Raw genomic sequence first — 21,261 nt, forward strand, 5'->3', positions numbered from 1 at the left:
AGGTTGCAGGATGAATTCAGGTGGGGAGTAAATGAAAGCAAAATCGTCATTGATTCATAAAAAACTTGTAAGCGGAATGATTGCAGCAGGTTTGATTTTTTATGCGTTCACCGCGTACTTGATTTATGTTGCGTTTCAGCTGACAGGACATTATTTAGAGCAGCAGTCTTCTCCTAAAACGGTCTTAACAGAAGGACTCAATAAGCAAGTCTATGAACATATCAGAATTTACTATGCAGAGGAAGAGGACGTGTTTGTGGATCTGACAATAGAGGCCCTGGATCAGGCAAAGAAGAGGACAGCGTCAGTGTTTCAGTTTGAACCTGACAAACCTTTAGACATTATTTATTTTGATGATAAAGACACGATCGAACAATTTGCCGGCATCAAGCATATTACGGGCTTTTACTCTGATTATGATCAAATGATTGGGTTATACCCAGATAAACGGGAAGAATTGTTGAAGAAAGAGACACTGCCTTTATACTTTTTCAACACGTTATTCATTCATGAGTATGCTCATTTTGTTTTCTATGAAAAGGTGCATGCATACAAGGTATCTCCAGTGATCTTCCCTCTTTGGTTCCATGAAGGAACAGCAGAATGGACGGCCTATGACGTGTTAAATGCCACGTCTGAACGGTTCGACGTCGTTCCTTTTCAATCTCTTCATTCTGATCAAGACTGGCAAGACTCTCGGATGACGTATGAGACAGATGTTTATTTACAAAGCTACTATATGATCTATGAGCTGGTCCAGCTTTACGGACGAGACATCATACATGAGATCATGGAGGAAACGGCGAAAACGGGCCGATTTGATAGAGGCTTTGAACAGGCGACAGGGCAGCGGCTAACTGACTTTGAAGAACAGTTTAAAGTGATGTATCAAAGAAAAAACGGCTGACCAGAGAAAGGGGTCAGCCGTTTTTTTAATGAAGCGGCTTTTGCTGATTGGCTTTGCTTGGAGGCATTTGAACTTGGCCCTGCATTGGGGCGAATGTAGACGTCATGGCTTGCATGTCTTGCGTAGAAAGCTGCGGGACTTGATAGTAGCCATGTTTGTTTTGATATAAGAAAATTTCATATGCCATTTCAATAAAGTTCGGAATTTGCGCGGCAAGCACACGTCTAACCACAGGATTTGTTACCTCTAACGCGGTCATTGAAAGTAATCCTGCATGTGATTTAACGAGGCCGAGCATATGCCCTGTAATCCCTGCGTCTTTTACGTCCTGCAATGACTGATTCGGCTTCTTTGGCTGAGATGGTTTAATTCCGTATGACACCTGTGTTTGTTCTTTCATCATATAAGTAGTTGTTTCTTCACTAGGCTTTTGTCCAGTAGAAAAACAATCTACCGTGACATTGTACTGCGACAAAACGAATTGATATTGTCGATCTAAGATGTCGGATAATGCAGGATCTTGGATAAATTGCCGAAAGATCATGTATTGATCCAAAATATTAATCGTGCCTGCTAAAATTTCATGTAAATCGAATAACTCATGCCCACCATGGTTGAATTCAGGTTGCTGAGCATTTCCTTGAACGAAAGACTGCTGATCGTTTTGCATAGAGATTCCTCCTTCTATTTATATGTTCTGTTTTAATGTGAGGATGTTTTCCTTATTTCATGCAAAAAACATTATTTACAATTAGAGGGTTTTCTTCCTTTTTGTCGAAAAAAAGTATCAGACGAATGAACATGGGGGTACCAGATGCAGGACAAAATCATTAATCGTTTGACAGAAGACGAACATGTGCAGGCACCAGTGATTGGCATCGGTGTTTCGCCGTTTGAACAGCATCATCTTGAGGCTTTTTTTCAATCGTTTCCACATGAATTAAATGCCTCTTTTATTGTTGTACAAAATCATGTGACGGGCGATTGTATCACTGATTTGGAATCACTTGTTTTACCGATTGGCTACCGGGCTAAAACGATTAAGCATGGTGAGAAAGTCATGAAAAATATGATTTATTTTTGTCCGCAGCATGCGTTTGTCATGTTAACAGAAGACAAGCGGCTGCACGTATCAGAGCAGCTTCCAACGAACAAGGCCTGCTCTGTCGACTCGCTTTTTCAGTCACTTGCCAGTGTGCAAAAGGAAGAGGCCTTTGCGATCTTTTTTCAAAAAGGCCATTGTGTGGGGAGCGGACTGCTTCAATTGGTGGAGCAAGGCGGTACAGCCTTATCATGCAGTGAGATAGAAAGTGGTTTTGACAGCATGTATCATCAAACATTCAAAGATCCTTCAATTCTTGCGGCATATATCGCCAATATCATCAATGTCCCGCATGTCGATGATGCAGATCCCGTCTTGCTCAGAATAATTGGACGTCTTGAAATGTATAAAGGAATTGCCTTTTCAACCTATGAAAAGAAAAGGATGCTCACTGTCATTCAAAAACGCATGCGGAGTGCAAAACAACCGATTTCATTATTATCAGAGTACGATCGTTTATTAGAAAGGGAACCAGATGAGCTTGACCGTTTACATGTACAGCTTCTAAGCGGCACGACTTCTTTTTTTAGGGATATGGAGGCCTTTCGAGTATGTGAACATAAGATCATTCCGTCGATCATTGAAAATACGATGAAAAACGGGAAATCTCCATGCCGCATTTGGATTGCGGGATGTTCCACAGGGGAAGAAGCCTATTCCTTTACGATTTTATTTTTAGAAGAAATGAAGCGAAGACAAGTGTCCATTGAACTTCAAGTGTTTGCAACAGACATCAACCGGAAAGCGATTCAAATGGCTAGTAAAGGTCTTTACTCGGTAGAGTCTATGGCAAGAATGCCGGAAAAATGGCGGGTGCGATATTTCGAAAAAAAAGGTGACGCTTTTATTGTGAAGCAGTCGCTTAGAAAACATATTGTCTTTGCTCCTCACAATTTATTGATCGATTCACCTTTTATCCACCTCGATTTTATCAGTTGTCGAAATGTTCTGATGTACTTCCAGCCAGAAATACAAAAACGAGTGTTGTCCAGATTCCAATATGCTTTAAATGATCAAGGGATGTTGATATTAGGGCCAAATGAAACTGTACCCAATATCCCTCATTTGTTTCATTTATTCAATGAAAAGTGGAACATTTACACCCATTCAAACGTTCCTAAATACAATGTACCTTGTACACATGATGCTCGTTATGTGGAGTTAAAAGAGCGAGCTGCACAATATATGCAAGAAGTGAGGAAGGATTATGACGCATGCATGGTGATCAATGATTGTGACAAAATCCTGGCGATATCGAAGGGTGCCTATTCTTTCCTAGAGCATACAGAAGTGCCAGATCAATCATGTGAATATGTGATACCTGATTATATGAAAGAGATGTTGAACCAAACCTTTCAAAAGGTGTGGACAGATGAGACAGAGGTTGTGTTTCAGCACGTCCTCATTTCGGAAAAAGGCAGAAAACAGTATGCAGATTTTACCGTGAAAAGCTTTGACCGCCGTTTTAAGGGAGTATACGTCATTCTTATTCGGATGAATGAGAGAGGAGAAAATCAAAAGAACGGCAGGGACAAAGGGATGCTAGATCAGAATTCAGTCTATCAACAGCGTATTGTCGATTTAGAAAATGAACTCAATGAAGTCAAACAAAAAGAGCAAGAGGCAAGGGCTCAATTAAAAGCGAAAAACACGCAAATAGAGGAGCTTGAGAAAAAACACGAACATTTTATTAATATCATAAACAACTTAAAGGTGACAAGAGAAGAACTGTACCGCCCCTCTGTGAAGCCAGAGCTTGCGACGTTGTTTGTGGACCGGGACATGAATATTCGCTATTACACTCCTACAGCTGCCTCTTTATTTACTTCAGCTCAAATAAGGCACCAGCAATCCTTTCAGTCGATGGCTAAGAAACTAACGCAGGAAACGCTTTATCATGATATTCAATCCGTCATATCGGACAGGCGCGTGATCGAACGTGAAATTGAAACGAACGAAGGAGAACAATTCACTGTTCACATTACACCTATCTATGATCAGGATCATGAGGGGGCGGTGATGACATGGATCAAAATGACGGAAATGACGAAAATGAAACAGTCACTTCATCTTGCGGTGACAGCGCTTGATAACAGCCATATTCATATTGTTGTCGCAACAGAGGAAGGCACTATCCAATGTGTGAATCAGCGCTTTTGTCAGTTTGTACAGCAGCATGAATATGACCTTATCGGCAAAGATATTTTTTCTGTCTACCATTCGCTATGTCAATGTGACGATTTAGCGAAGCAATGGGAGGTTTGTTTAAGAGATGGCAGCTGGACAGGTGAGCTGTACTTTCACGATTTGTCAGGACGCGAACGATGGGAGAGAGTCTCTTTACATCGAATTGATGATCCTAACAAAATGCAGGCAACCGTGATGCGTATTTCAGAGGATATTACAAATCAAAAGCAGTCAGAGAAAATGCTGATGAAGTCTGAGATGCTGTCGGCAGTAGGCCAGCTTGCAGCCGGCATTGCCCATGAGATACGTAACCCGCTTACGTCGTTAAAGGGATTTTTACAGCTGATGATTCAAAGTAAAAAGTATCAAAAGGATTATGCAGATGTGATGATGTCAGAGTTTAATCGGCTTGAGGCGATTATTAACGAATTCCTAGTGCTTTCTAGAAACAAATCTGTGAAATTCGAGCCGGTACATGTCAATCTTCTGCTCGAAGAAGTCATCATGGTCGTTGAATCGCAGGCGGTCTTAAAAGGCGTGTCCATTCAAAAAAACCTGTCTCCGTCACTGCCAAACATTCAAGGCATACCGAATGAATTGAAACAAGTTTTCCTGAACATCCTTAAAAACGGAATTGAAGCCATGGATGGCGTGACAGGTGTCATCCAAGTGACCTCGGTACTGAAAAACAATCAAATGATGTTGATATTTGAAGACCAAGGAAAGGGCATACCAGAAGACGAAATGGGGAAACTGGGTGAACCTTTTTATACAACGAAAGAAAAAGGGACGGGCCTTGGATTGATGATGACCATTAAAATCATTGAAAGCCATGGCGGCACCATTCGTTTTGAAAGCAAAAGCTTTGAGGGGACACGGGTGATTATTTCGTTTCCAATGAGTTGATGGAGATAAGTTTTACATGAAATCCATTCAACATCAATATTTACTTTGTACACTATGAGAGATGAAGTTCAAAGGGGAGAGATCTAATGAAACGTATTCTATCAATTCGAATGATCTGTTGTTTGGTTTTGGTGATCTTTAGTCTGCAATCCTTACTGCCTGGCATGATGGCAGCAGAGCAGGCAGGGGCATCTGAGAAGAAGGAAACTGTGTGGAAACAAATGAAGCCAATGAATATCAAGAAAGCCCGTCAGCTGATAGGAGAGACGGTTACGGTGAGCGGAATTGTGACAGCAGATCAATCCGCTATAGGCAATGGGAAACTATCAACATATATTCAAGACAAAACAGCTGGAATCAATATTTATTCAGCGCAGCCTAAAAGTTTCCCGGAACTGAAAGCCGGCATGAAGGTGACGGTGACTGGCAAGGTTGCGTCTTATAAAGGGCTGATCGAAATTGTGCCAGTTCAAAACCGCCTGAAGGTAGATGCTGTGAATCAAACATTGCCAGCGCCGAAACGAGTCTCCATTCAACAACTGGAAACGGATCAGGCAGGTAAATATGAAGGAAGACTCGTGAAGGTAAAAGGCTACGTGGAATCAAAGCCGGATCAGCCTGCTGGCGGTGGATATAATGTGGTCATCATAGATAAAAAATATCACAGTACTATCCTTAGAGTGATGGCTGATACAGGTGCCATTGATCAGGTGAAGACAGGGAAATGGTATGAGTTTACAGGGGTTTTAAGCAGGTACGATACGCTGCAGATGCTTCCAAGACACAAGGATGATGTCAAACTGCTGAAACGCCAGCCAAAGCCGCCGAAAATCAAGAAAGAATATCATTCAACGGTTGACCGTGTGGTGGATGGAGATACCATTCATTTAAAAAAGCCTGTGCTAGGTACAACCAAGGTGCGCTTTGTGAATATGGACACGCCTGAAACCTATCATAAGCCAAAAAATGAATTAGATCAAAATCAACTGCGCTTTGGACAGCAAGCGACTGACTATTTAAAGACGCTTCTTTCAAGCGGTGATAAAGTCACGTTAAAAATTGGCCCTGAAGCGAAGGATGGCTACGGACGTCTGCTAGCTCAAGTGAAAACCAAAAAAGGGGTCAATACGAATTTAGAGCTTTTGAAAAAAGGATATGCTCCCACTTATTTCATCTGGCCAGTTGGAGATGAAAAAGACTATCATACGTTCCAACAAGCAGTTAAAGAAGCGAAGGAAAAAGGGCTGGGTATTTGGAACGAAGCGGATCCTCTGCTGGAACAGCCGTTTGAATTTAGAGCACGCGAGCAGAAAAAAGGACTCGCACGTTATGTCGGTGATTCATCTGCGAAAACCTATGTATCCCCTGAAAACTGGAAAGACGTAGACGTAGATAAACGTGTCTTTTTTGCTTCAAAAGAGGAAGCAGAGCAGGCTGGATATCAGCCGGCAGAGGAACCCAGCGAAGTACCATTAACGATTTTAAGCATAAATGATTTACATGGTAAAATCGATCAAGAATACGAGCTGGATATAAAAGGTGATGGCAGTAAAGGAATGTACGGACGAATGGATTATGTGGCGGCATATATGAAACAAAAACAAGCAGCACACAAAAATACAATTACGGTCCATGCAGGGGATATGATTGGTGGAAGCTCTCCGGTATCTTCTCTGCTGCAAGATGAACCAACAGTTGAACTCATGGAGAACATTGGCTTTGATGTTGGCACGGTCGGCAATCATGAATTTGATGAAGGCGTAGACGAGCTATTGCGTATCTTAAATGGCGGAGATCACCCTAAAGGCACAAAGGGGTATGATGGCCAGAACTTTCCGCTCGTTTGTGCGAACTGTGAATACAAGGATACTGGCAAACCGCTTTTACCTGCCTATGAAATCATAGATGTCGAAGGAATTCCTGTGGCATTTATCGGTGTTGTGACGAAGTCAGCCGCAGGAATGGTGATGCCAGAAGGGATTAAAGACATTCAGTTTACAGATGAAGTGAAAGCCGTCAATGAAGCAACGACGGAACTAAAGCAAAAAGGGGTCAAAGCCATTGCAGTGCTGGCTCATATGACAGCCTCTCAAAATGGCGATACCATTACTGGGGAGAGTGCGAAGCTTGCCAAAGAAGGTGATGATGAAATTGATGTCATTTTTGCAGGACATAATCACGAAGTGGTCAATGGAGAAGTCAATGGGAAACTAATCGTTCAAGCCTTTGAATATGGGAAAGCCATTGGCGAAGTGAGTGTCACACTTGACCGGAAAACGAAGGACATTGTGAAAAAGAGTGCCAATATCCAGTATGTAGACCAATCTAGTATTGAAAAAGACAAGGAAGCAGCCGCCATTTTAGCTCATTACGGAAAAGAAGTTGAGCCAATCATTAGTGAGGTTGTGGGAGAAGCAGGCGTAAAAATGGAAGGCGGGTATTCAAATGATGGAGATACACCGCTCGGTAACCTCATTGCGGATGGCATGAGATATTCAATGAAAAGTGACTTTGCCATGATGAATGGCGGTGGCATCAGGCAAAACCTCGAAAAAGGGCCGATTACTTGGGGAGATCTCTTTAATATTCAGCCATTTGGCAATGTTTTAGTCAAGCTGGAGATTAAGGGGAAGGACTTGGTTGAGATCATTGAAGCACAAATATCTCCTCAATTTGGGCCAGATTATAGCATTTCGGGTTTTTCATATTCCTATGATCCGTTAACATATCAAGTAGTCGACTTGAAGCTGCCAGATGGTTCAGCCGTTGCTTTCGATCAAACGTATACACTCACGGTGAATAACTTCATGGCAACCGCAACTGGAAGTAAATATGCGCCGATAGGCCGGCTAGGGAAAAACCCTGAAACGGGCCCAGAAGATTTAGAAGCAACCGTTGCCTTTGTGAAGAGCTTTGAGGGTGCTTCCATTGTGTATCAAAAAGAGGGACGCATTCAAAAAGCAAAACAAGAAGAAAAGGCAGCAGCAAGCTGAAGGGTATCATCTAAATAAAATGTAATGGTTCATCAAACGAAGGAGCTTAAGCATGAAAAAGTGGCTGGCACTTACTGTGATGACAGCAGGTATTGTCCTGCTCGGCTGGGGAATTTGGCAAATCGCCTCTACTCATCTTCACACAGCACAATCATTAGAAGAAGCGAAGAAGGCCGTAGCGGTCGATCAAGGGATATCAAAGAAGCAGTTTGCTCCTCAAATGGGGAAAGCTGCTGGCATCTTGACGATTCCGAAATTAAAAGCAGATCTTCCCATTGTTGAGGGGACAGATGCGGACGACCTTGCCAAAGGAGTAGGGCATTATAAAGGCAGTTATTACCCTGATCAGAATGGACAAATCGTTCTGTCAGGTCACCGGGATACGGTGTTTCGCCGGACAGGGGAGCTGGACATTGGGGATCAGCTGAAAATCACTGTGCCGTATGGTGAGTTTGTTTATGAAATCACGCATACGAAAATTGTGAATCAGCATGATACATCCATTATCACCTTGCAGAATGAAAAAGAAGAGCTGGTGTTAACTACATGCTATCCATTCCATTTTGTCGGCAATGCACCAGAGCGGTACATTATTTATGCAAAAAGAGCATCTGCATAATGGAACAAGAGCCTGCTGTTCATATGCAGGCTCTTGTTCGTTTAATGGATGATCTTGTCCATTAGCTCTGCCATATCAGGTGGAAGCGGCGCCTCTATGGTGAGATGCTCACCTGTAAATGGGTGTTTCATGTCTATTTTTTTGGCGTGAAGGGCACATCTTTTTATCCGATCACGTATACCCCCGTATAATGTATCTCCAGCTAAAGGGTGCCCGAGGCTGCTAAGATGGACACGAATTTGATGCGTCCTTCCCGTCTCTAATTGAAGCTTGACGGCTGTCATTTGTAGGTGTTTATTGTTTTCAATGACCTGAAAATGAGTCACAGCACTTTGTCCAGTAGGAGAGATTCTCCGTCTGACTGCATGGTGCTTGTCACGGCCGATTGCCGCATTGACGGTGCCTTTCTTTTTCTTGAACAGTCCTTCTGCGATGGCGATGTATGTTCTGTTAATCGTTTTTTTAGAAAGCATTTGATCAAGGACAGCATGTGCTAGCCTGTGCTTTGCAAAAATGACGGTGCCGCTTGTGTCTTGATCAAGCCTGTGTATATGTCTCACCCGCTTCTCTTCCCCATTTGCTTGAAAGTGGAAGGCGACTAGGTTGGCCAGTGTGCCCATTTGTCCTTTTTCATTCGGGTGCGTCGGTCGACCAGCTGGCTTTTGCACAATCAATAAATGCTCGTCCTCAAAGAGCACCTCTAATTCACCATATTCTGGCGTGACATCACTTTCTTCCGTTTCAAATAAATCGATGATGATCTGGTCACCTGTACTGACTTTTGCTGCGTGAAGGGCAGGCTTCTGGTTTAAACGTATTTTATGATGCTCCATCCAAAAATGGATGATCGGTTTAGAAGCAGACACTTCTGTTTTTAAAAAATGACTCAATGAAGCGCCATGCTGCTGCTCACCTACTTTTAGTGAGAGCGTGTGTCCTTTTATTGACATGATATCGATTCCTCTCTTTGGGTATATATAGGAAACACTTACCTTGGCGAACGCCTTTTTTTCTGTGCTATTCTGAATGGAGAAATAACGACAGAGAGGTAGATGTCACGTGAGATTAATGAAAGCTGCTACAGACCTGCAGGAGCAGGCAATTGAAGAAATATCAAAGGATGTTGAAGATCTTTTATCCCATGTTGTCAATGAAGAGCAGCAGGAAGCGCTTCAAAAACAGCGCCCGCTTACATTCATTGATGGGGTTTATAACGGGACGATGGATGATGCTTTTCGTATTTTATCGGGTCTTCAGCTATTACATACCATTATTTTAAAACCTAAACGTCATGTAACAAAACAAGATCGTGAGTTATTCGAGCGGAACCGTGAGCAGGTCAATGCGTGCGGCTTTTCTTTTCCGTTTGACTTAGACGATTTTGTGAGCCGCCACCTTCAAAATGCGTAAAAGTTGGTGTGAACTTCCTTGTTAACTTACAAGGTGGTCGCACATACTATTTTTAAGGGAACGGAGAAACCTTCAAAATCTGTAATACCAAACCCGCTCTTTTTCAACATTGCTTATTTCTCCACGAATCGGAGCGCTTGGACCTCTTGCAGAATGTATCGAACATGATAGGAGCCTGACAAAACGATGCAGGCTCCTTTTATACATAATCATTTTAGCAGACATTCATCTTTGAAAGTCAATTTTATTCACGATATGATAGCAGTGAGTATCATGTTTCAGACTTTCGTAAAAAAAGGAGTGGCCTCGTTGGTAAAGGCGATTATATTTGATTTTGACGGATTAATTTTAGATACAGAAACACATGAATATGAAGTTTTACAGGAAATGTTTGCGGAGCATGAATCGGAGCTGCCTCTTTCTGTATGGGGTAATGTGATTGGGACGCAGGCAGGCTTTAAGCCATTTGAATATTTGGAAGAGCAGTTAGGGAAGACGCTAGATCATGAGGCTCTCACAGCGGACCGGCGTTCCCGTTTTCAAAAGAGAATGAAGGACGAATCAGCAAGACCAGGCGTAGAAGTTTATTTAGAAGCAGCTAAGGAGCTAGGGATTAAGATTGGACTTGCCTCCAGCTCAGATTATAAATGGGTGTCTGATCACCTGAAGCAAATTGGTCTTTTCGATTACTTTGAATGTATCCGCACGGCTGATGATGTGGAAGAAGTCAAACCAAATCCAGAACTTTATTTGCAAACCGCAAGCTGCTTAGGTGTAGAGCCGAAAGATTGCGTGGCATTTGAGGATTCTGTGAATGGCTCAGTTGCTGCCAAACGAGCAGGCATGAAATGTGTCATCGTGCCAAACAAAGTGACGAGCACGCTGCAATTTGAAGAATATGATGTCAGATTAGAATCCATGGCTGAAATCGAATTGCTCCAGCTATTCCATCAGCTTGAAAAAGAGGACCAGTAAGGGGGCAAAGACGTCATGGCAGAAAAACTAGATTTAACGCGTTTTGAAAAAAGAATGGTGATCCGTAATATCAGGGAAGAAGATATTGACCGAATCATTGCGCTGCAAGAGGTATGCTTTCCGGGCATGGATCCTTGGAAACGAGAGCATCTTGAAAGTCATCTCGAGCATTTTCCGGAAGGACAGTTTTGTGCGGAATTTGAGGGAGAAATCATTGGCTCTTGTTCAAGTTTATTAATTAACTTTGATGAATACGATGATCGGCACACTTGGCAGGACATTACAGATGATGGGTACATCACGAATCATAATCCAGATGGAATGAACATGTATGGAATCGAAGTGATGGTTAGTCCTGAGTACCGCCGCATGAAAATTGGTCATCGTTTGTATGAAGCTAGAAAAGATTTAGCGAGAAGATTAAATTTAAAAAGCATCATCATTGGCGGACGTATCCCGAATTATCATAAATATCAACAGGAAATGACGCCTCGCCAATATGTGGAGCAGGTGATGCTCCACCAAATTTATGATCCAGTTTTATCTTTTCAGCTGTTAAATGAATTTAGTCTCATGCGGATCAATCCGAATTACTTGCCGGATGATAAAGCGTCTAGCACATATGCGACGTTAATGGAATGGAACAATGTCGATTATCGTCCGCAATCGAAAAGATATTATAAATCGGCCTTCCCGGTTCGAATTTGTGTGATTCAATATGCGATGAAACAAATTCATTCCTTTGAAGAATTTATGAATCAGGTGGAGTATTACGTTGATGTCGCATCAGATGCGTCGGCTGACTTTGCCGTTTTCCCAGAAATTTTCACGACACAGCTCATGTCTTATTTAGAAGAACGATCACCAAGTCTTGCGGTACAACGGATCACGGAATATACCGAGGACTACATTAATTTGTTTACAGATCTCTCTGTGAAGTACAACATTAACATTATCGGTGGGTCCCACTTCGTTGAAGAGGAAGGGAAAATCTACAATATTGCGTATTTATTTAGACGTGATGGAACGATTGAAAAACAATATAAGCTCCACATCACACCAAATGAAAGAAAATGGTGGGGAATTTCAAGCGGTGATCAAGTCCGTGTATTTGATACTGACTGCGGCAAAATTGCGATCCAAATTTGCTACGATATTGAATTTCCTGAGCTTGCTCGGATTGCTGCTGACAAAGGAGCAAAAATTATTTTCACTCCGTTCTGTACAGAAGACCGCCAAGGCTATTTACGGGTGCGTTACTGTGCACAGGCTAGAGCGGTTGAAAATCAGATTTATACAGTCATCTCTGGAACTGTCGGAAATCTTCCGCAAACCGAAAATATGGATGTCCAATATGCACAATCTGCTATTTTTGCCCCTTCTGACTTTGAATTTGCAAGAGATGGGATTGTAGGAGAATGTAATCCAAATATTGAAATGGTTGTCGTTGGTGATGTTGATTTAGAAATTTTGAGAAGACAGCGGCAAGATGGAACGGTACGTCAGCTGAAAGACCGTAGAAGAGATGTGTATCATATTGAATATAAGAAATAATGAAAAGAAGCGCCCCGTTATGATGCGAGGCGCTTGTTGTTATGTTTACATTTTCTTTAATGCTGATGTAGCAATGTGAGCAAAGCTTTTGGCAGCTAAAAATGGAACACCTGATTTGATCAGAGATTGATAAATCGTTTTATCTACCTGCTTCCATGTAAGAGCCGGTTCTTCTAAAAGACTTTTTAAATCAGGTCCTACATGTTGATTGAAAAACTGTTCAAATTGTTCACGCTTTTCTTGTCCTGCAATCAATTCTAATTTTTGTAACCATTTTTCTTGTTTTTGAAAAGATTGTTCAATGTTTTGTTTAATTGTGTCTGTGATTGAAGGAAGCTGAAAATCACTCTCTGTTGTGACCTGCTTAGTTTGAATAGATGCAGCATCAGCTGTCTGTGTCAATGGTGAAGCGAATAAAAGGACAGTAGTGGAGAGCATCAAAGATTTTGCGATTGTTTTCATAATGAAAACCTCCTAGTTCATTTAGTATTGTGTTCGAGATTCATTATACATTTTTGTTAAAATAAGGTAATGGGTCTTGACGCTTATTTTTTCATGTGACAAAGGGATGCCGAAGCAAAAGACGAATATACTGGAATGGAGATCATCGGTTCAAAAAGGAGAGGAATATGGGACGACAATCGAAACATTTGTATATCAACTTGCCGGTAAAGCATGTGAAGGAATCAAGGGTTTTTTTTGAGCAGCTGGGCTTTGACTTCCAACAGCAGTTTACGAATGATCAGACCGCTTGCTTGGTCATTGACGACACGATCACTGTCATGCTGTTATCCCTTAAGCATTTTCAATCCATTTCAGAGAAACAATTGGTCGATGCAAAGCAGGCATCTGAGGTGATTATCTCGATGCGGGTCGATTCAAGAGAAGAGGTTGATGAGCTGGTAGAGCAAGCGATTGCAGCAGGCGGTTCGCCGTTTAAGGAAAAGCAGGATCATGATTTCATGTATGGATGGAGCTTTCAGGATCTTGATGGTCATTTGTGGGAAGTGTTCTATATGGATGAGGAGAGAAGCGGCCTTTCATAAGGGTGCTTCTTTTTTATTGTTTATCAGTGGTATGATAATGAGGAAGCAACAGGAATAAGGAATTCATCTAGAGAAAAGTAGGTGCAGCATGGAGTTTTTACTTGTCTTAATGCCAGTGTTCGGCATTTTCCTCATAGGGTATATCGGGCAGAAGGCAATTGGTTTTGACATACATACGCTCTCATCAATGTCTTTATATTTAATGTCACCATTTCTTGCGTTTGAAACCTTTTATCAAAACAAAGTATCGATGGACTATGTGTACCTGTCCATTTTTGTCGTAGGGCTTTGCCTTTCACTTGTTTTATGTGTCTTCATTTTATCTCGGATTTATGGTTATTCGAATGAAACGTATTGTGCCATGATTCTGTCGTCAGCATTTATGAATAATGGGAATTACGGTACGCCCGTTGTCCTGCTTGTTTTCGGAGCAGCTGGCTTAGATATAGCAATCGTTTTAATGGTTCTTCAGCAGCTTGTCATGAGTACAATCGGCATGTATTATGCAGCCAAGGGCGGAGAGGATGCGGGAAATCTAAGGGTCGTTTTGAAAAAAGTGCTGCGGATGCCGGTTGCTTATGGGGCACTCATCGGTCTATTATTTCAGCTGATTGACCTTTCATTACCTAAAGAGCTTATGACGGGTGTTCAGCTTGTTGGGGATGCGGCCATACCGACGATTATGCTCATTTTAGGCATGCAGCTGGCAGTGATTTCTTTTAAACAAGTGGAGTATCGAAATATTTCCTATGCTGTGCTGTTGAAGCTGTTTATCTCACCACTGATCGCATTCGGCTTTACGCTCATTTTACCGGTAGATGATTTGGTGAAACAAATTATGGTCTTAGTTGCAGCCATGCCGACAGCAGCGAATACAACGCTGATGGCTGTACAATTTCGAACGAAGCCTGAGTTTGTCTCAAGCACAACGTTTCTCAGTACAATCTTAAGTATCGTCACTTTACCTGTTTTATTATGGATTTTATCCATGCACCCTCTGGGATAGGGGACGGCAAACAAAGGGGGACATATGAATGAATACAGATGTTCATTTTCAAGTGAGTGATGTGTTGAAAACGAAGTATTTTACGCATGCGAAAGTATTAGCTGGGGAAAAGGGACTGTTTCGGCAGGTCAAATGGATACATGTGTTAGAAGTGCCTGCTGTAGAGGATTTGTTAAATGGAGGCGAGCTTATATTAACAACGGCCGCAGGTTTCCATGATCAATTGGATGTGTTTAAAGAGTTTTTAAGGCAGCTGATTGACTCAGGTGCAGCCGGCTTGTGTATTGAATTTGTTCCGCTGCGCTTCGATGTGCCGGAAGAACTGATGGCCTATGCAGAAGAAAGAGATTTTCCACTTATTCTGTTTACAAAAGAAGTGAAATTCGTCAACATCACGCAGCATCTTCATACGATGATGATCGAGCGCCAGTATCAAATGATGGCCGACTTAGAAGCACTATCATCAAAGCTGAATGAGCTTTTACTGACACCTCATCCGCAGATGGATATTTTAGATCAAGTGTATCAGCACTTAAGAGGAATTCTTTTACTCATACCCGTTCAAGGCGAGCCGATTATTTTATGTGATTCTTCCAAACAAACTGAAGAGCTTGTCATGAATTATTTGCAGTATGCTTCCTTGCCAAAAGGATACGAAGTGACTCAAAAACAAGTCCTCGCACTCAAACAGACATTTGCAGATCTTGTGCTCATTCATCAATCGAACACACTCTCAGAATTTGAACTGCTCGTGATGGATAAGGGAGCGAATGCCCTTGCCCAGCAAACCTTAAGAGAGCTTTATACTGAAGAACTGAAGAAGACAAAAGAGAATGAATGGCTGCAAAAATGGTTCCAAGAAGAGCATACAGAAAGAGACATTTTAGAGCATCTTGAAGAAACGGAAGGACTGAAAAAACCAACCGGCTGTGTAGTCATGCTCTTTCAAAAACATCATCAAATCGAAGAAATTGCAGGAAATCTTTACTTTCTCGTATCTTGCCGTTCCATCTTTCAGCGTGCCGGTTTCCATCTGATCGCTTATGAGCATCAAGGACAAACCTTGTTTATTTTATTGAACACGAGAAAGGTAGAGGACTGGAAGGAGCGAGTAGAGAAGGCAGCAAATGAAATGAGGCAATTATATGATCGTGAGCAGCCTCGCGGAACCGTAATCAATTTTGGCATCGGTCAATATTGTGAACAGTTTTTGCATATGAGAAAAAGCTTTCAAGCAGCGAAAGAAGTGCTCCATTTAAAAAAAGTAATGCCGCACCGAGTGGAAAGCCCGTTTTATCAAGATTTACATCTGCTCCGTCTCATGCCTGTTATGAAGGAAAGCGGTCTATTAGAATGCATGGTAAAGGAGTATTTAGAGCCGGTGATTTTATATGATAAGCAAAATAACGGGAGGCTCTATCAAACGCTGAATATCTTTTTGCAGACGAACGGATCTAAAAAAGAAACAGCAAGCCAGCTCTATATTGTCAGGCAGACACTTTATCATAGATTGGATAAATTGCATGCTTTGCTTGGAGAGGATATGATGCAAGCACCGAAACGCCAGGCGCTTGAATTTGCGATTCTTGCTTATGAATTTTTGCAAGGGAATCGCCGTTAATGAGATTTGTTAGATTTACGAATGCAGCAAGTAGAATGTCTTATGGTTCTTTTCAATCAGTTGACGATCTGTCTAATGTAATCTGCCCGGCCCCTTTTTTATAATGAAAGTAACAATTGGTCTCTCTTAGAGGCGGCCTTGTTTCAGTTTCATATGCCTCACTTTTCATCCATATAATGAATGAAGAGGCAATGTACTGTACTGGTCTAAGCTTCTTTAATGATGAAAACGGATACATGGGGGCGTGGGATGATGAAAATACATGAGCAAGCTCAAAATCTTCAGGCAAAAGATGATCAGTTGATCTGGCATCATATGAAAGGGACAAACAAAGAAAATGAAAGCATGGTCATTCACGAGGCAGAAGGCGCATGGGTGACAGATATTTATGGGAATCGATATTTAGACGGGATGTCAGGCCTTTGGTGTGTAAATGCCGGATATGGCCGAAAAGAGCTTGCAGAAGCGGCGTATAAGCAATTAAATACGATGCCTTACTATCCGCTTACACAAAGCCATGTACCAGCTATTCAGCTGGCTGAGAAGCTAAGTGAATGGCTTGGGGGTGACTATGTCATCTTCTTTTCCAACAGCGGTTCTGAAGCCAATGAAACCGCATTTAAGATTGCAAAACAATATCATGCGCAAAAGGGAGAAAGTACACGAACAAAATTCATCTCCCGATATCGATCGTATCACGGCAATACAGCAGCAGCTCTTGCTGCAACGGGTCAAGCGCAGCGTAAATATAAATATGAACCATTAGGGCAGGGCTTCATCCACGTCGCGCCTCCTGATCTGTATCGGCATCCAGAGGACCAAGAGAATTTGGCAAGTGCTGCTGCGATTGATCAAGCGATGACGTGGGAATTAAGTGAGACCATTGCTGGGGTCATCATGGAGCCGATTATTACGGGAGGCGGTATCCTAATGCCGCCAAAAGGGTATTTGAAAAAGGTCAAAGACATCTGTGAAGCTCATGGAGCGCTCCTCATCGTGGATGAAGTGATATGCGGCTTTGGCCGAACAGGAAAGCGGTTTGGTTTTATGCATGAGGAAGTGAAGCCAGATATCATTACGATGGCAAAAGGGATCACAAGCGGCTATTTACCGCTTTCTGCCACATGCGTCAAACGGGAAATCTATGAAGCCTATACAGGAGAAGATACGTATGACCGGCTGCGTCATGTCAATACATTTGGCGGTCACCCTGCTTCCTGTGCGGTTGCAGTTGCCAACCTAAATATCATAGAAAATGAGCAATTAGTGGAACGTTCTGACACACTTGGTCGAGACATGCTCGAACGTTTGCAAGGGTTAAAAGAACATCCATTTGTCGGTGATGTCAGAGGAAAAGGCTTGCTGTTTGGGGTTGAGCTTGTGCAGGATCAACAGTCAAAAAAGCCAGCTGATCCTAGTGTTGTCGGTCAATTGATTGCAGAATGTAAAAAACGCGGTTTAATCATTGGGAAAAATGGTGATACGGCCGCTGGCTATAATAACGTTGCCCAGCTTGCACCACCACTAAATATTACAGACGAAGACGCGGCATTTATCATCAACACCTTAAAAGAAAGCATGGCACAGCTATAGCAGAGAGACTTCTCTGCTTTTTTCTATGTGCGGGATCTATTCATTCGACAAATAAGATATCTTCATCAAGTTGCTAGGTGAAACCTGCAATCGGGCACACTAGGTGTATTGAAAAAAAGAAGAGATTCTATTACTGTAAGGAGAAGGCTGAACCAATACACTTTAGAAGGAGACGGCATATGAGTTTTCATGATCAACCCATTTTACCTGCTGTTCGTAATATGAAGCAATTTGAGGAATTTTTAAAAAGTCCATTTACATATGGAGTCTTACTTGATGTTCACTTAGGCAGGCTTAAGGGCATCATGAATGAGGCGAATGCCCATCACAAAAAAATGTTTGTCCATGTCGATCTCATTCACGGGATCAAACATGATGAATATGGAACGGAATTTATTTGTCAGGAAATGAAGCCGGCAGGAATTATTTCTACTAGGTCTTCTGTCATAGTGAAAGCTAAGCAAAAAAAGGTATATGCGATTCAGCGAATGTTTTTACTTGATACAAGTGCGATGGAAAAAAGCATGGAGTTTGTCGGGAAACATCGTCCGGATTTTATAGAAGTATTGCCGGGTGTCGTGCCAGATTTAATTACAGAAGTGCGCGAAAGAACGGGAATACCAATATTTGCAGGGGGATTTATCCGAACAAAAGAAGATGTGGAAAGAGCGCTTGAAGCAGGAGCAACAGCTGTGACGACATCGAATACAGACCTTTGGAAAGCATTCCAAAAGTGAAAAAGATAAAATGTGAAAATTGATTGACAACGTTTTCATCCTCTGATACTATAGCACTAAGTTAATATCATGTGATGGAGAAACGGAGATCCACAACAGCGCTTTACTAGGTGACAAATGACCCTGATGTAAAGTATGTTTGTTGTGGATCTTTTTTCTTTATCTTTTCTACACATTCATAGGGGATGGCAACTGAACCAGAGGAGGAATTTTTCATGACACCATTTTGGGGTGAAGTCGTAGGTACAATGCTGCTCATTATTTTTGGAGGCGGTGTGTGTGCGGCCGTAAATCTAAAGAAATCGCTCGCCTATCAGTCCGGCTGGATTGTAATCGCTTTCGGTTGGGGATTTGCAGTAGCCATTGCAGCCTATGCAACTGGAGGAATTAGCGGGGCACACTTAAACCCGGCGCTGACAATTGGTCTTGCTCTAGAAGGAAGTTTTCTTTGGGCTGATGTTCCAATGTATATTGTCGGTCAAATGCTTGGCGCATTACTCGGAGCTATTATTGTCTTTTTACATTACTTACCACACTGGAAAGCAACAGACGATCCAGGTGCAAAACTAGGTGTATTCTCAACTGGTCCTGCGATTCCGCATACCTTTGCAAACGTACTCAGTGAAGTCATCGGTACATTTGTATTGGTTCTAGGAATCTTAGCGATTGGTGCAAATAAATTTGCAGACGGAGTGAATCCGCTGATTGTTGGTTTCTTAATTGTAGCGATTGGTCTTTCTTTAGGTGGAACAACTGGTTATGCAATCAACCCTGCACGTGATTTAGGTCCAAGAATTGCCCATGCGATTCTGCCGATTCCAGGTAAAGGTCCATCGAATTGGAAATATGCTTGGGTTCCTGTTGTTGGTCCCATTTTAGGCGGTGCATTTGGCGGTGTTTTCTACAATGCTGCCTTTAAAGCGAACGTCACTCCAGCCTTTTGGATTGTAAGCGTTATTTTAGTTGTGGTATTGTTAGGACTCTATGTCTCTACGAAAAACCAAACAAATGCTGTAAATGAAAGTATGTAAGGGGAGGAAAACACCATGGCAAAAGAAAAATATATTCTCGCATTAGATCAAGGGACAACAAGCTCAAGAGCGATCTTATTTGATCAAGAAGGTAAAATTGCACATACATCACAGAAAGAATTTAATCAATATTTTCCGAACCCTGGCTGGGTAGAACATAATGCAAACGAAATTTGGAGCTCTGTTCTATCTGTTATTTCAACCGCTTTAATTGAATCTGGCATTGAAGCAGATCAAATTGCGGGTATCGGAATTACGAACCAGCGTGAAACAGCTGTTGTTTGGGATAAACATACAGGCGCACCAGTTTATAATGCAATTGTTTGGCAGTCTAGACAAACGTCTGGCATTTGTGAAGAGTTAAAAGCCCAAGGACACAATGAGACGTTTAGAAATAAAACAGGTCTTCTCATCGATGCTTATTTCTCAGGCACAAAAGTGAAATGGATTTTGGACAATGTAGAAGGTGCCCGTGAGAAAGCAGAAAATGGCGACTTATTGTTTGGCACAATCGATACATGGCTCATTTGGAAAATGACAGGCGGTAAATCACACGTCACAGATTATTCTAATGCGTCAAGAACGTTGATGTTCAACATTTACGATTTGAAATGGGACGAAGAATTACTTGATATCCTAGACATACCTGCTTCTATGCTTCCAGAGGTCAAACCATCTTCACACATTTATGGTGAAACGACGGACTATCACTTCTTCGGTAAAAATATCCCGATTGCAGGAGCGGCGGGAGATCAGCAGTCTGCTTTATTCGGTCAGGCTTGCTTTGAAGCAGGAATGGCGAAGAACACATATGGTACAGGATGTTTCATGTTGATGAATACAGGGGAAAAAGCCATTAAGTCGGATCATGGTTTATTAACGACGATTGCATGGGGCATTGACGGTAAAGTTGAATATGCTTTAGAAGGAAGTATTTTCGTTGCCGGCTCAGCGATTCAGTGGCTGCGTGATGGACTGAGAATGTTTAAAGACTCGAAAGACAGTGAAGCTTACGCAAAGCGTGTCGAGTCAACAGATGGCGTATATGTCGTTCCAGCATTCGTTGGTCTAGGCACACCTTACTGGGATAGTGATGTCAGAGGCGCTGTATTCGGTTTAACACGCGGTACTTCTAAAGAGCACTTTGTCCGTGCAACGTTGGAATCACTTGCTTATCAAACGAAAGATGTTTTAGATGCGATGGAAAAGGATTCAAACATCTCATTAAAAACATTGCGTGTCGATGGCGGGGCTGTGAAGAATGATTTCTTAATGGGCTTCCAAAGTGATTTGCTGGATGTACCAGTAGAACGTCCAGAAATTAATGAAACGACGGCACTCGGTGCAGCCTATCTTGCGGGAATAGCAGTTGGCTTCTGGAACGACCGTTCAGACATTGCAAAACAATGGAACCTTGACAAGCGCTTTGACCCTAAGATGGAAGAGGGCAGCCGTGACTCGTTATACAGCGGGTGGAAAAAGGCTGTAAAAGCAGCTCAAGCTTTCAAATAAACAAAAAGTATGGTATACTTCAAGTAAGTTAATAGAACGGTTGGAGAACTGGAGAGACCGCA

Annotated in this window: 17 protein-coding genes; 14 read left to right on the forward strand and 3 right to left on the reverse strand. The window is 42.1% G+C overall.

Annotation, left to right across the window (positions count from 1 at the left end; translation table 11 throughout):
• The first annotated feature begins 31 nt into the window (after positions 1–31).
• Positions 32–907 (forward strand): hypothetical protein, encoded by an 876-nt coding sequence (locus tag NPA43_RS04535; protein ID WP_099728226.1) that lies wholly within the window; start codon positions 32–34, stop codon positions 905–907.
• Between the two features lie 25 nt (positions 908–932).
• Here the strand turns inward: NPA43_RS04535 and NPA43_RS04540 are convergent, their stop codons facing one another.
• Entirely contained in the window at positions 933–1,577 is a 645-nt protein-coding gene (locus NPA43_RS04540; RefSeq protein ID WP_256499428.1) for a spore coat protein, read from the reverse strand.
• Between the two features lie 144 nt (positions 1,578–1,721).
• On the opposite strand from NPA43_RS04540, the gene NPA43_RS04545 reads away from it, so the two are divergent.
• The 3 genes from NPA43_RS04545 to NPA43_RS04555 all read left to right on the forward strand — a co-directional run bounded on the left by NPA43_RS04545 (position 1,722) and on the right by NPA43_RS04555 (position 8,714).
• Complete coding sequence (locus NPA43_RS04545) at positions 1,722–5,102, forward strand: CheR family methyltransferase (RefSeq protein ID WP_256499429.1); 3,381 nt, start codon at positions 1,722–1,724, stop codon at positions 5,100–5,102.
• A gap of 86 nt (positions 5,103–5,188) precedes the next feature.
• Complete coding sequence (locus tag NPA43_RS04550) at positions 5,189–8,095, forward strand: 5'-nucleotidase C-terminal domain-containing protein (RefSeq protein ID WP_256499430.1); 2,907 nt, start codon at positions 5,189–5,191, stop codon at positions 8,093–8,095.
• Positions 8,096–8,147: 52 nt separating this feature from the next.
• Positions 8,148–8,714, forward strand: a complete 567-nt coding sequence (locus NPA43_RS04555) for a class D sortase (protein WP_256499431.1) — start codon at positions 8,148–8,150, stop codon at positions 8,712–8,714.
• Between the two features lie 41 nt (positions 8,715–8,755).
• Here the strand turns inward: NPA43_RS04555 and NPA43_RS04560 are convergent, their stop codons facing one another.
• Complete coding sequence (locus NPA43_RS04560; RefSeq protein WP_230030990.1) at positions 8,756–9,664, reverse strand: RluA family pseudouridine synthase; 909 nt, start codon at positions 9,662–9,664, stop codon at positions 8,756–8,758.
• 109 nt (positions 9,665–9,773) lie between these two features.
• Here NPA43_RS04560 and NPA43_RS04565 point away from each other — a divergent pair, with 109 nt between their 5' ends.
• The 3 genes from NPA43_RS04565 to NPA43_RS04575 all read left to right on the forward strand — a co-directional run bounded on the left by NPA43_RS04565 (position 9,774) and on the right by NPA43_RS04575 (position 12,653).
• Positions 9,774–10,124 carry a DUF5365 family protein gene (locus tag NPA43_RS04565; RefSeq protein WP_371930224.1) on the forward strand — a complete coding sequence of 117 codons (351 nt, stop codon included), beginning with the start codon at positions 9,774–9,776 and terminating at the stop codon, positions 10,122–10,124.
• Positions 10,125–10,433: 309 nt separating this feature from the next.
• Complete coding sequence (locus tag NPA43_RS04570; protein WP_256499432.1) at positions 10,434–11,099, forward strand: HAD family hydrolase; 666 nt, start codon at positions 10,434–10,436, stop codon at positions 11,097–11,099.
• A gap of 15 nt (positions 11,100–11,114) precedes the next feature.
• On the forward strand, positions 11,115–12,653 hold the full coding sequence (locus tag NPA43_RS04575; RefSeq protein WP_099728219.1) for a bifunctional GNAT family N-acetyltransferase/carbon-nitrogen hydrolase family protein: 1,539 nt from the start codon (positions 11,115–11,117) through the stop codon (positions 12,651–12,653).
• Between the two features lie 45 nt (positions 12,654–12,698).
• Here NPA43_RS04575 and NPA43_RS04580 read toward each other — a convergent pair whose 3' ends face one another.
• Positions 12,699–13,115 carry a hypothetical protein gene (locus tag NPA43_RS04580; protein ID WP_099728218.1) on the reverse strand — a complete coding sequence of 139 codons (417 nt, stop codon included), beginning with the start codon at positions 13,113–13,115 and terminating at the stop codon, positions 12,699–12,701.
• 167 nt (positions 13,116–13,282) lie between these two features.
• Here NPA43_RS04580 and NPA43_RS04585 point away from each other — a divergent pair, with 167 nt between their 5' ends.
• From NPA43_RS04585 to glpK, 7 genes are all read left to right on the forward strand, one after another.
• Positions 13,283–13,699, forward strand: a complete 417-nt coding sequence (locus NPA43_RS04585; protein ID WP_230030987.1) for a VOC family protein — start codon at positions 13,283–13,285, stop codon at positions 13,697–13,699.
• A gap of 88 nt (positions 13,700–13,787) precedes the next feature.
• Complete coding sequence (locus tag NPA43_RS04590) at positions 13,788–14,705, forward strand: AEC family transporter (RefSeq protein WP_230030986.1); 918 nt, start codon at positions 13,788–13,790, stop codon at positions 14,703–14,705.
• A gap of 28 nt (positions 14,706–14,733) precedes the next feature.
• Entirely contained in the window at positions 14,734–16,326 is a 1,593-nt protein-coding gene (locus NPA43_RS04595) for a PucR family transcriptional regulator (protein WP_099728215.1), read from the forward strand.
• A gap of 252 nt (positions 16,327–16,578) precedes the next feature.
• A complete protein-coding gene (locus NPA43_RS04600; RefSeq protein ID WP_249705458.1) occupies positions 16,579–17,919 on the forward strand; it encodes an aspartate aminotransferase family protein in 1,341 nt (446 codons plus the stop codon).
• A gap of 179 nt (positions 17,920–18,098) precedes the next feature.
• Positions 18,099–18,656, forward strand: a complete 558-nt coding sequence (locus NPA43_RS04605; RefSeq protein ID WP_099728214.1) for a glycerol-3-phosphate responsive antiterminator — start codon at positions 18,099–18,101, stop codon at positions 18,654–18,656.
• Positions 18,657–18,871: 215 nt separating this feature from the next.
• Positions 18,872–19,687: an MIP/aquaporin family protein gene (locus tag NPA43_RS04610; protein WP_099728213.1), complete on the forward strand. Its 816-nt coding sequence runs from the start codon at positions 18,872–18,874 to the stop codon at positions 19,685–19,687.
• A 15-nt stretch (positions 19,688–19,702) separates the two neighbouring features.
• Positions 19,703–21,199 carry a glycerol kinase GlpK gene (gene glpK, locus NPA43_RS04615; protein ID WP_249705398.1) on the forward strand — a complete coding sequence of 499 codons (1,497 nt, stop codon included), beginning with the start codon at positions 19,703–19,705 and terminating at the stop codon, positions 21,197–21,199.
• The last annotated feature ends 62 nt before the right edge of the window (positions 21,200–21,261 follow it).

It is taken from the genome of Bacillus pumilus, assembly GCF_024498355.1.
Taxonomy (GTDB): domain Bacteria; phylum Bacillota; class Bacilli; order Bacillales; family Bacillaceae; genus Bacillus; species Bacillus pumilus_P.

Bases quoted from the DNA above. Each gene is read 5' to 3' on its own strand.
- NPA43_RS04535 (WP_099728226.1), top strand. From the start codon at position 32: ATGAAAGCAAAATCGTCATTGATTCATAAAAAACTTGTAAGCGGAATG.
- NPA43_RS04540 (WP_256499428.1), bottom strand. From the start codon at position 1,577: ATGCAAAACGATCAGCAGTCTTTCGTTCAAGGAAATGCTCAGCAACCT.
- NPA43_RS04545 (WP_256499429.1), top strand. From the start codon at position 1,722: ATGCAGGACAAAATCATTAATCGTTTGACAGAAGACGAACATGTGCAG.
- NPA43_RS04550 (WP_256499430.1), top strand. From the start codon at position 5,189: ATGAAACGTATTCTATCAATTCGAATGATCTGTTGTTTGGTTTTGGTG.
- NPA43_RS04555 (WP_256499431.1), top strand. From the start codon at position 8,148: ATGAAAAAGTGGCTGGCACTTACTGTGATGACAGCAGGTATTGTCCTG.
- NPA43_RS04560 (WP_230030990.1), bottom strand. From the start codon at position 9,664: ATGTCAATAAAAGGACACACGCTCTCACTAAAAGTAGGTGAGCAGCAG.
- NPA43_RS04575 (WP_099728219.1), top strand. From the start codon at position 11,115: ATGGCAGAAAAACTAGATTTAACGCGTTTTGAAAAAAGAATGGTGATC.
- NPA43_RS04580 (WP_099728218.1), bottom strand. From the start codon at position 13,115: ATGAAAACAATCGCAAAATCTTTGATGCTCTCCACTACTGTCCTTTTA.
- NPA43_RS04585 (WP_230030987.1), top strand. From the start codon at position 13,283: ATGGGACGACAATCGAAACATTTGTATATCAACTTGCCGGTAAAGCAT.
- NPA43_RS04590 (WP_230030986.1), top strand. From the start codon at position 13,788: ATGGAGTTTTTACTTGTCTTAATGCCAGTGTTCGGCATTTTCCTCATA.
- NPA43_RS04595 (WP_099728215.1), top strand. From the start codon at position 14,734: ATGAATACAGATGTTCATTTTCAAGTGAGTGATGTGTTGAAAACGAAG.
- NPA43_RS04600 (WP_249705458.1), top strand. From the start codon at position 16,579: ATGAAAATACATGAGCAAGCTCAAAATCTTCAGGCAAAAGATGATCAG.
- NPA43_RS04605 (WP_099728214.1), top strand. From the start codon at position 18,099: ATGAGTTTTCATGATCAACCCATTTTACCTGCTGTTCGTAATATGAAG.
- NPA43_RS04610 (WP_099728213.1), top strand. From the start codon at position 18,872: ATGACACCATTTTGGGGTGAAGTCGTAGGTACAATGCTGCTCATTATT.
- glpK (WP_249705398.1), top strand. From the start codon at position 19,703: ATGGCAAAAGAAAAATATATTCTCGCATTAGATCAAGGGACAACAAGC.